At 67.0% G+C, this 10307-nt stretch carries 8 protein-coding genes and 2 pseudogenes; 4 read left to right on the top strand and 6 right to left on the bottom strand.

Annotated features, from left to right (window positions below):
• Window positions 1-264 (bottom strand): hypothetical protein (locus G3I53_RS11625; protein WP_164438304.1); only part of this gene is annotated, 264 nt, incomplete at its 3' end.
• Window positions 265-523: 259 nt separating this feature from the next.
• Window positions 524-883, bottom strand: coding sequence for a hypothetical protein (locus G3I53_RS11620; protein WP_164334191.1), 360 nt, complete (start codon window positions 881-883; stop codon window positions 524-526).
• Window positions 884-1202: 319 nt separating this feature from the next.
• Between G3I53_RS11620 and G3I53_RS33820 the strand changes: the two are divergent.
• Window positions 1203-1364, top strand: a pseudogene (locus G3I53_RS33820) (XRE family transcriptional regulator); the annotation flags it as partial.
• A 76-nt stretch (window positions 1365-1440) separates the two neighbouring features.
• On the opposite strand, the gene G3I53_RS11610 reads toward G3I53_RS33820, so the two are convergent.
• Window positions 1441-2394: a LysR family transcriptional regulator gene (locus G3I53_RS11610; RefSeq protein WP_164335790.1), complete on the bottom strand. Its 954-nt coding sequence runs from the start codon at window positions 2392-2394 to the stop codon at window positions 1441-1443.
• Window positions 2395-2603: 209 nt separating this feature from the next.
• On the opposite strand from G3I53_RS11610, the gene G3I53_RS11605 reads away from it, so the two are divergent.
• The 3 genes from G3I53_RS11605 (at window position 2604) to G3I53_RS34530 (ending at window position 6809) form a co-directional block, all read left to right on the top strand.
• Window positions 2604-3011 (top strand): hypothetical protein, encoded by a 408-nt coding sequence (locus G3I53_RS11605; protein WP_164335737.1) that lies wholly within the window; start codon window positions 2604-2606, stop codon window positions 3009-3011.
• Between the two features lie 818 nt (window positions 3012-3829).
• Complete coding sequence (locus tag G3I53_RS11600) at window positions 3830-6043, top strand: glycoside hydrolase domain-containing protein (RefSeq protein WP_164335739.1); 2214 nt, start codon at window positions 3830-3832, stop codon at window positions 6041-6043.
• 514 nt (window positions 6044-6557) lie between these two features.
• A complete protein-coding gene (locus tag G3I53_RS34530; RefSeq protein WP_343240600.1) occupies window positions 6558-6809 on the top strand; it encodes a hypothetical protein in 252 nt (83 codons plus the stop codon).
• Window positions 6810-6931: 122 nt separating this feature from the next.
• Here G3I53_RS34530 and G3I53_RS11590 read toward each other — a convergent pair.
• From G3I53_RS11590 to G3I53_RS11580, 3 genes and pseudogenes are all read right to left on the bottom strand, one after another.
• Window positions 6932-8124 (bottom strand): IS3 family transposase gene (locus G3I53_RS11590; RefSeq protein WP_343240599.1). Its coding sequence is split into 2 segments (ribosomal slippage): window positions 6932-7861 and window positions 7864-8124, totalling 1191 coding nucleotides; the frame shifts between segments, so codons are not numbered across the junction.
• Window positions 8125-8245: 121 nt separating this feature from the next.
• Entirely contained in the window at window positions 8246-8698 is a 453-nt protein-coding gene (locus G3I53_RS11585) for a hypothetical protein (protein ID WP_239063783.1), read from the bottom strand.
• A gap of 206 nt (window positions 8699-8904) precedes the next feature.
• Window positions 8905-10280: pseudogene (locus G3I53_RS11580) on the bottom strand (IS1380 family transposase).
• Window positions 10281-10307 lie beyond the last annotated feature (27 nt).

The following is a 10307-nucleotide window of genomic DNA, read 5'->3' as shown; positions in this document are numbered from 1 at the left end:
CGCCAGGTCGAGCGGAAGCCGAGCGTAAGCGTCGATCCCGCCCTGGGCTTGACCCGGCACACCGAAGAGCTTGGCGTACTGGACGGGCCGGACGGTGTGCAGCAGCCTGAGGAACAGACGCTCTGCGTCGGGCCACTCCAGGTCGCCGACGGGCAGCACCTGCGCCCTGGTGTCGATGGGCGGCGCCGGCAGTGGACCTTCGGGAGCAGACCACAAGAGCGCCTGGGTATGGTCTGCGCCGCCGGCCTCATGGGTCGCCATCATCGTCCAATTCCCTTGCTGCCCGTGTCCGCTCCTGTAGCCAGACTAAAGAACCTGCAGACCTGGTGCGCGCCGCTCAGACAATGCTTCACCGCGAGCACGACCGTATGGGGGGTCTCCCGACGGTGTGCCGGGGCCCCTGCGCCATCAGCGCCGGCGCTTATGGCAGGAGGCCGATCAGACAGCCCGGCGCCGCTGCCACCGAGCCTGTCTGTTCGCACGGTCGTCTCTCACGTGGCTGGGGGGGAGCAGGCTCCCGTTTTCATGCGGTGTGTCGTTGAGCAGGTCGCGGTGCGGAATCGACCCACTCGGGCAGATCCACCCGGGCTTCGTCGTCGAGCACTGCGTGCCGCAAACCGTCGCGCACCTCGGACAGGGCCCCGGGGGTGAGCCGCTTTCCCGCCCGCTCCCGCACGGCGGTCAGGGTGGCGCGGTACCAGTGCGGCTGCGCCTGGGCCGGCTCGTCCGGGATCATGGCCGAGGGCAGGTCCAGAAACCGCTGGGCGATCCAGATCAGGTCGCCCTGGGTGAGCATCTGGGCCACTGCCTGCCCGTCGAAGACATCCAGGGCCACCTGGTAGGAGTCCCGCGCATGTCCTTGCAGCCGATGGCGCATCGCCACCGGGATTTCGTACGCAGCAAAGAAGGCAACCCTGGCGACTCCTCCGCCGGCCTCTCTCCCAGCGGCTCCCCACCCTCCCCCAAGCAAGATCAACTTCCCGCCTTAGGAGCCCAATCCCAAGCCATTATCCGTACAGTTGAGACACACCCGTCACCATGAAATGCAACATCTCAACTGTGCTCATAGAAAATGAGGTTGGGCCGTATGTGTGGCTGACCCGCCCTGATGGGATGTATGGGATCCCGAGGCCCCTCCACGACAAGCCTGTGATCTGGGATGCCGCATCCCTACCAAGAATGTCTCAACCGCACGAATAACCGACACCCGCGCCCGCTTCGGCTTCGCCGCCGCGCCCGGCACCACCGACGACGCCCGCCTCCGCCACCTCACCCTCGCCCTGCCACCCCACCACGCAGCACGCCTCTTCGACGCCCAGGACACCGGCACCACCGAGCGGCGGCCGCGGAATATCGCCGCCGAGGCCCCGAGCGTGGCCTGCGTCCGCGGCGGCGTCCGCCACGGGCCGTGGCGGACGCGCCGGACGGTGCCGGTCAGGGTCACGGGTGGGTGCGGCGGTGCACAACCGACCGTGCCGCCCGCCGTACCGCGGCGACGCCGGGGTGGTCGCGGTGGTCGGCCAGCCAGGCCAGGGCCGAGGTACAGGGAGCAAGACCGTCCACGTCGACGTAGCCGACCCCGGGACGGCGGAAGAAGTCGCGGGCGGCGGCCGGCAGGAACGCCATGGCCTCACCCTGCGCCACGCTGTGCAGCAGCGCCTCCAGGTCCGGGGCGACCGGCCCGTACCGCACCGCGGTGCCGTCGGGACGCGGGTCCACCGCCCAAAAGTCCCACCACACCCGCGGTATCCGGGCGGGGACGTCCACCACCGGATACCCGGCGAGCTGAGCCAGGGCGAGCCGGGGCAGGGCCGCCAGCGGATCACCGCTGGGCAGGCAGGCCACCCGGGGCTCGGTCGCCAGGTGGTGCAGCTCGATATCGTCCGGCACCGGCGGCCGCAGGAAGACCACGTCTGCCTCCCGCCGGTACAGGGCGCCCAGCTGATCGACGAAATTCAGGCCGAGGAGCTGTATCTCCAGCCGGGGATGCTCACGGCGCAGCGCCTGGAGCACGGCACGCGTGTGCGGCATGGCCGCCTCCGCACCGATGGTGCCCACTCTCACCAGCCCGGAGAGATGACGCCCCTGCGCGTTTGCCGCCCAGCGCAGCCGCTCCATCGCCTCGACCGCCGCCCTGACGTCGGGTAACAGCGCCCGGCCGGCCGAGGTGAGGGCGACCGCCCGGCTGGAACGCTCGAAAAGAGCCACTTTAAGACGCTTCTCGAGGCTGCGAATCTGCTGACTCAAGGCGGACTGTGTGATGAACAACCGCGCCGCAGCACGGCCGAAATGCAACTCCTCACTCAACACCAGGAACAACCGCAGCTGGTGAACGCTCGGCTCCGCCACCGTGATCGCGCCGATGGGCTCCACAACCGTCTCACCTGCAACCATGGAGAGAAGCTTATCGAACACGCCGCATTTCTCATCGATCACCGCATGACATCCACCGCCTCGCCGTGTGAACCTCTGAAAGCGCCTGGCCAGTCGAACTGGCCACCGCAGAACCGACCCGTCTCCGCTCGAGTGCGTCAAGGTACCTCTTGAGCGATGGTCGGTGCGCGGAGTCGTTCTATGACCGCATCACACTCAGGGGGGATCACATGGCTCTGCAGCGAGTCATCACCTTCGTATCGTCGGCTGCCATGATCGCGGCAGCCACGCTGTTCGGCCTGGGCAGCAACGCCCAGGCCGCCACATCGGCATCCGGCTGCACGTCGATCGGCGGTGGGAAGTACAACTGCCATGTGTGGAAGACGGCTTCCACCTGGCCGTGCACCACCACCCAGCGGACCGACAGCTGCACCGGCGATTCGGCCGGAATCCTGTACGCGGGCACGAACTACTTCTACTGCCAGACCCGGGGGCACGAGTTCCGGTACGGCAGCTACTACAACTACTACTGGGCTATGACGGACGACGACAGTGGCAACAAGCGGGTCTGGCTTCCCGTCGTCTGGATCAGCGGTGGTGTCAACAACGGACCCATTCCCGGGCTCAAGTACTGCTGATGCCGCATCAGGCAACGTTTGCCTTGTTGCGAACGATGCCGGCTGGGGTCGATGCCTCGCCCACGTGCACGGCACCACGGCCCTCGGCCAGAGTGGACCCGGGGGCGAGGAAATCCGGAGGGTTTGGGACGCCGGCGAGGTCGAATTACTGTCAACCGGCTGAATATTGCTGGAGTTGGTCCCACTGCTCTTCCACGGTGACGTGGGAGGGAAGCAGCCACAGAGCGCTTGTCCCTGATGAGTTCGACCGCGCTCGCGACGTACCGGCTCCTGAACAGGCCGGTGCGGACGGTCAGCGCCAGCGGCTCGCCGAGGATGAGGTACTCCCCGGGACGCATGGGATGGTGGTGCAGTCACCGGAGCCCCTTTACCCCCAGCCCGCCGGGACACTCCAGGCCGATTCCCACCACGGCGGCTGGGAGTAAGGGTCTTCGCACCGCACCGATTGCTCTGCGTCCACCTCTCCTCCGTGACCGCCCCGTCGAAGGGACGCGGCCACCGGTGAGCGGCAGGGGCAACAACGTTGCTCGATGCGGTACCAGGGCGTGTTTCGAATGTGGAGCCGTCCGTCCGGAGGACGGGCCTCGCGGTATTCGGTGCGTGCGGTCGCAAGGCGGAGGACCGCCTCCGTACTGGGCGTACGCGGGCGATCCCGGCAACGCGGCTGAGGCCCCTTCCTTGCTCGCAGGGCTTGGGGGAGCGTGCCAGGCGTCGAGGGGCAGGTGAGGCTTTCGAAACACGCCCGGTCGGCACCACACAACTCCGAGGCACTCCCGCGTCTTCACGCCTGCACCCCATCAACGAAGGAACGCACCCACATGGCAGACGAGTTGGTCCTGCGCGCCCAGAGGTTCGTCAACCAGACCTACGGCGACAAGATCGGTGTGACCGTGGAGGAGAACGGTCGCACCGGGTGGAGCACCATGTACGCGCTCACCAGGGCGCTCCAGTGGGAACTGGACATCAGCCCGATGTCGGATTCGTTCGGTCCCACCACCCTGCGCACCCTGACCCAGAAGTACCCTCGCCTCAACAGCGTCACCGTCCCGTCGGCGAACTTCTGCCGCATCATTCAGTCCGCCATGTACTGCAAGGGCTACGACGGTGGCGAGATCGACGGCATCTACAACGAGCGCGTGCAGGCCGGCGTCATCAAGCTCAAGCGGGACATGGGGGTCGACGGCGTCTATCCCGGCTCCGACCTGACCCCGAAGGTCTTCAAGGCGCTCCTCAACATGGACCCCTACGTCCTCGTCAGCTATGGGGCCAGACCCGGCCGCGAGGATATCCGGTCGATCCAGCGGTGGCTCAACGGGCGATACATCCAGCGCCAGGACTTCTTCATCATCCCCTGTGACGGTCACCACTCCCGTGACGTGGCCAAGTCCATGATCTTCGCCATCCAGTACGAACTCGGCATGGCCGACGGGACGGCCAACGGCGTCTTCGGCCCCGGTACCCAGGCGGGTCTCCGGCAACGCACTCTCACGGTCGGCAGCACGGGCACCTGGGTGTCCCTGTTCACCGCCGCGATGGTCCTCAACCAGCGGCCCTATGTTCAGTTCAGCAGTACGTACACGTCTGATCTGTCCTCATATGTGTTTGACTTCCAGGATTTCGTCGGGCTCACCCCGCACGGAGACGCGGACTACCCCACCTGGGCGTCGCTGCTGATCTCCTACGGCGACCAGTCCCGCTCCGGCACCGCCTGCGACTGCGTCACCACCATCACCCCGGCTCGGGCCCAGTCCCTCCGGTCCGCCGGCTACTTGTTTGTCGGCCGTTACCTGTGCAATGTGGCGGGCTCCTCACTGGACAAGGTGATCAAGTCCGGTGAGTTGGAGACGATCGCTGCGCATGGCCTGAGCTGCTTTCCGATCTACCAGACCACCGGCAGCCAGACGGACTACTTCAACTACAACCAGGGCGTTTATGACGCTCACGCCGCGATCGACTGGGCCAGCAGCCATGGCTTCAAGAACGGTACCCGCATCTATTTCGCCGTCGACTACGACGCGCTGGATCACGAGGTGACGTCCAACATCATCCCGCACTTCAGGGGTGTCTACCGGTCCATGCAGGAATCCGCCTACCGGGTCGGCATCTACGGGCCGCGTAACGTGTGCTCCCGGTTGAGCGAGGCCGGATACGCCGACGCCAGTTTCGTCTCCGACATGTCCAGCGGTTTCTCCGGAAACCTGGGTTACCCGCTGCCGAGGAACTGGGCGTTCGACCAGATCGCCACCATTTCCGTCGGGTCCGGATCGGGTGCCATCGAGATCGACAAGAACATCGCATCCGGACGAGACCTCGGGCAGGACAGCTTCGACCCTCCCTCGTACGCCGTGGGGAAGGACGTCACCTTCGACACGGCCTACCGCGACGCCATGCTCCAGGAGGTGCGGTCGTACCTGGAGTCCATAGGGGTACCCGAGACCGGAGGCGACGGGTGGGGAGACGATGACTGGGCGACCTTCGGAGGCATCTCCAACACCAAGGCGTTCGAGCTGGTTGTCGGCGCAGACTGGCTGTTCACCGCGCTAGCCCGGAGACTCAGGCTGCGCAAGGCGTTGATCCAGGCTCCGGTGCTGTGGGAGCTGCGCAAGTACAACCCGCTCGACTTCGCAGCCGACACAAGGGTGAAGGCCAGCTTGGAGGCCGGCTTGGAGGACGACTGCAGCACCGGATGGGGCCAGATCTTCGGCTGGGTGGCGATCGAAGCCAGGAACTACTGCGTCCGGCAGGGCGTCATCAGCGGCCCGATCCTGGACAAGTCGAGGGATCTCAAATCGGTGTGGACCCAGCTCCACGAGGATCCGGAGTACAACATCAAGACGGCGACCTACCTCACGATCTACAACGCTTACCAGATCGGCAAGCCCAGACCCGGGTTGGACACCAGTGAAGCCGACCTGCAGCAAATCCTCGCCCGTTACAACGGCACAGGCCCGGACGCCGATGAGTACGGCCGTGAACTCATCGGCCTGTACCGGGCGTTGGAGAAGTATTACAGGCTCATCCGTAGCCAGTGACCGGGACCGGCTGCTCCTCCGACCTTATGACCGAAAGAGATCATGGGCATGACATTTAGCATGACCGGCATGACGCGACGCGGTGTTGTCAAGCGCACCGCAGTCCTCGGCGCGGCCTCCCTGGTGGGTGGCTCTCTGCTGTCCCTGCCCGCAGTGGCAGCGGCCGCCGAGAGACCCGGATCGGGCGAGACCCGCCGACGCCCAACATCACCCAACGGCTGGGCACTCGAGGAAAAAGCCAATGATGTCTCCACGGTATGGACGCGGCCGGTGCCCGGCACCGGCTTCGACGTGGACGTGCGCATCGGCGACGTGGAGACCGTCCTCGTGCACGTCATCCGCCGCTTCCACTACGAGATCGACGAACTCCGCGAGGGAGACGTGACCGGCTGGCACGCACCGTCCCGGGTGAACCTCAAGCAGGCCGAGGGGAATCAGGCCTCCGGCACCGCCGTGGCGATCCGGCCCGGCTCCTACCCGCCCGGGGGCAGGGGGGGGCTTCTTCGCGCACGAAATGACAGTGATCCGCGACATCCTCGCCGAGTGCAACGGTGTGGTGCGGTGGGGCGGCGACGACGAGTACCCGTATGAGGCCCTGTTCTCCATCGATGTACCGCCGGGTGACCAGCAGCTGACAGCGCTCGTGGCCAAGCTGCGGAACTGGGCCGACGAGCCCGGTGAGGGCCCCGGAACCTCGGTGGACGTAACGGACCCCCGCCGCCGGGAGGCCGCCGGCAAGCTGGAACGGCGGCAGAAGTCCGCCTGACGGGTTGGACCGGGTGTGTCAACTCAACAACCAAGATCAGCCGTTAAGTTGGGTCTGGCCCGTAGTCGGTGGTGACGACGGGTTGAACTGCCCCGAGTTTCGTAGAGTCCGGTGATCTTGTTTCAAGCGGACTGCGGGGCTTGCTCCTGGCTCCGCCAGAAAGCTTCCTCGTACTCGGCCGGCGGCACGTAGTCGAGCGCGGAGTGCAGACGCTCTTCGTTGTACCACGTGACCCACTGGAAGATCGCCCGCTCGACCTGGTCGACGTCGTTCCAGGGACCTTGCATCTCGATCAGCTCGGCCTTGAAGGTGCCGTTCAGGGCCTCGGCCATCGCGTTGCCATAGCTGTCCGCGACGGAGCCGACCGACGCGGAGGCGCCGAAGTCGGCGAGCCGGTCGGTGTACCGAATTGACACGTATTGCGACCCGCGGTCGCTGTGATGAATGAGGCCGGAGTCCTTCTTGATCCTCCGTCTCCACAGCGCCATCTCCAGTGCATCCAGCGGGAGTTCGGTCCGCATGTGGTTCGCGACCTGCCAGCCCACGATCATCCGCGAGTACACGTCCAGGACGAACGCCACGTATGCCCAGCCCGACCACGTGCGGACATACGTCATGTCCGCCACCCATAGCTGGTCGGGGCGGGAGGCAGTGAAGTCGCGGTCGACCAGGTCCGGCGGGCGGGGCGCCAGCGGCTCGGGCACGGTGGTCCTGCGGCGTTGACCGCGGATGACGCCCTCCAGGCCCAGCTCACGCATCAGCCGTTCGACCGTGCAGCGGGCCACATCGACGCCCCTGCGCCGCAGCGCGCGGGTGATCCGGCGGGCGCCATAGGTGCCGCCCGACTCGGCATGGACCTGCTCGATCAGGGGCATGAGCTGCTCGTCCCGCAGCCGGCGGGACGACTTCGGCCGCTTCTTGCGGGCGTAGTAAGCCGACTCGGACCAGCCGAGCACCCGGCATACGGGCCCGACCCCGAAGCCGCTGTCTTTCAGGCTGTCGATCACCTGGTCGGCCTCGTCCGGGGACGGTCGAGCTCCTGGGCAAAAAGCGCACTCGCCGCTTTGAGGATCTCGTTCGCTCGTCTCAACTCCGCTACTTCTTTGCGGAGTTGCTTCAGCTCTTCCCGCTCGACGCTGGTCAGCCGGTCATCGCGTTCACCGCTGTCCGCCTCAGCCTGGCGGACCCAGCCGCGCAGGGCCTCCTTGTGGATGCCCAGATCCTTCGCGACATGTGCGATCGGACGGCCGGTGGTGCGGACCTCGCGCACGGCCCGCTCGCGGAGCTCGTCCGGGTACTTACGTGGTGCTGGCACTGCTCGTGGTTCTCCTTCGGGCCAGGATCATAAGCCTGGCTTCAGGGACTCCACGAAACCGGGGGCAGCTCACGACTTTCCGTGGGTGGGGATCGTCCAGCTCCTTCCTGCGTAATCGGTCTCAGCTGTCTGATCGGCGGGCCACCTCGGCTGCGTATGCGGACCTGACGGCCCCGGCGGCCCAGCGTTCGGCAGCTGTGGGGCTGATGCCGAGCAGCCGCTGAAGGACTGCTGGCGGCATCTGTGTGCAGAGATCAAGCAGGGCCGCGCATCGTCCGGCTTCGGCAGGGAGTCCGATCTTGCGGAGGCGCCGGCTGAGTTGTTTGCTGCCCAGTGCCTTGCCGGGCCTCTGAGTCGGAAAGAGCCAGGGTGCGTTGAGGTCGTTCGACATCACGGTGTGCTGGTGATCGTTGGCGATGTCGACGAGCTGGAGGACCAGGTGGCCGTCGAGCGGTGGTGGCAGCCTCAGGGGAGTCCGGTTGAGGCGGAGGGCGACGCCGTTCTCGTCGTGGATGACGTGTGCCGTGGTCAGTCGGCAGGTCCTCGCGGGGTACTGGCCATAGAGCAGGACCATCAGCCCGGCGACGCGGTCCCTGGTCTCGATGGAGTCGTCGTTAACCTCGATCTTGCATGACGGTCCGCCGACGGAGTCGGTGGACCGTTTCGCTTTCGGTGGCTGTTGGCGGGCATGCCGACGGCCCGGGTGTCGCCTCGGGTGGGCGCCGGGTTCCACTGCTCCGGGCTGGGTCCTCTTCTCGTAGGGGCGGGCGGATCCGCTGGTCAGCCGGGGTTGGGCAGGAGCGCAAGTCGTTCGAGTGCGGCGGTGATCTCGTGGGTCCAGGGCCAGTGGCGGGCGAGGCGGAGGATGCGGCGCCGGCCGGTGGTGACGAGCCGGCCGGCCGCGGAGACAGGCGGGACCGCAGCCGGCGGGGCTCGAAGAGCCGGGCCTGGCCGGTCAGGGCGAGCATGGGCATCCAGGCCAGCAGATCGAGCGCGATCTGGACGATCTCCAGCCAGACCTTGTTCTGGGCGGTGTGGTGCAGGGGCAGGTTGCGCAGTCCGGTCGCGCGGGCGGCCCGGATGCGGTCCTCGGCCCGGGCCCGCAGGCGGTGGCGGAGCTCGAGCTCGGTGATCGGCCGGTCAGGGGTGTTGGTGGCGAAACAGGTGATCCGCATGCCGTCCGCGTCGGCGATCCTCAACTGGGCACCGGGATGCGGTCGTTCCTTGCGGACGATCAGCCGCATCCCTTTCGGCCAGCCCGTGAGCAGGTCACCGGTGAGTTCGGCGACCCAGGCGCCGTCGCGGACCTCGCCGTCCGTTTCGATGGCCGGGGTCCAGGCCGGTGCCGGGATCTTGAGGACGTGGCTGTGGATGACCTCGGTGATCACCATGCCGACCGAGTAGGACAGCCAGCGTCCTCGCTTCGCGAGCCAGGACACGAAATCGTGGGTGCCGCCGGCGGAATCGCAGCGGATGAGGGTCTGCCGCCCGCGCCGGTACTTCTTCGGCAGCTGGGCCAGGGCGAGGTGGGCGGTGGTGATGTGATCGGCGGCCGTGTTCGAGCCCGCGTTTCCCGGTCTGAGCAGGGCGGCGACTGGCTCTCCGGTTCCGCCCGGGCCGTGGTCGACGAAGGCCGTCAGGGGGTGATGGCCGTAGGTCTTCTTCCAGGTCGCGGCCGCATCCTCCTTGTCGGAGTGCGCGATCACCAGGACGCCGTCGAGGTCGACCGTGACCTGTCCGTCGGCGTCCGGGGCATTCTCACCGGCCAACGACCAGACACGCTTCCGGATTTCGGACCGTGCGGATCGGATGGCCTGCAAGGCTTTCTCACCGGAGGCCGCGAGGGTGTCGATCAGGCGGGAGACGGTCGGGTCGGAGGCGACCGGGCCGAAGAGGGCCGGCTCACACCGCAGCATCGCGACGTCCGCGAGGCAGTCCCCGCCCAACGCGACCGCCAGGGCGAGGTCCAGCAGGACCTTGCCCGGGTCGTGGACGGCCCGCGGTTTGCGCCATGGCGCCAGCACCTGCGACATCGCCTGATCCAGACCGGTCTTGCGGACCGTTTCGACCAGCAGGACCGACCCGGCCTGGGAGACCACGGCTCGGCCGTCATCCTGGACACGGACATGGGGGTAGGAACCGGTAGGCTGCTTCACCTGGAAAGTGCCTCCGACAGGAGCGGG

This window comes from Streptomyces sp. SID14436, from assembly GCF_010548465.1.
Taxonomy (GTDB): Bacteria; Actinomycetota; Actinomycetes; order Streptomycetales; family Streptomycetaceae; genus Streptomyces.
This window is presented reverse-complemented; position numbering and strand designations above follow the sequence as displayed.

Excerpts from the sequence above, each read along its gene's own strand:
- G3I53_RS34530 (WP_343240600.1), top strand. The coding sequence starts at position 6,558 with ATGACAGTGATCCGCGACATCCTCGCCGAGTGCAACGGTGTGGTGCGG.
- G3I53_RS11600 (WP_164335739.1), top strand. The coding sequence starts at position 3,830 with ATGGCAGACGAGTTGGTCCTGCGCGCCCAGAGGTTCGTCAACCAGACC.
- G3I53_RS11605 (WP_164335737.1), top strand. The coding sequence starts at position 2,604 with ATGGCTCTGCAGCGAGTCATCACCTTCGTATCGTCGGCTGCCATGATC.
- G3I53_RS11585 (WP_239063783.1), bottom strand. The coding sequence starts at position 8,698 with ATGGTCCTGCTCTATGGCCAGTACCCCGCGAGGACCTGCCGACTGACC.
- G3I53_RS11610 (WP_164335790.1), bottom strand. The coding sequence starts at position 2,394 with ATGGTTGCAGGTGAGACGGTTGTGGAGCCCATCGGCGCGATCACGGTG.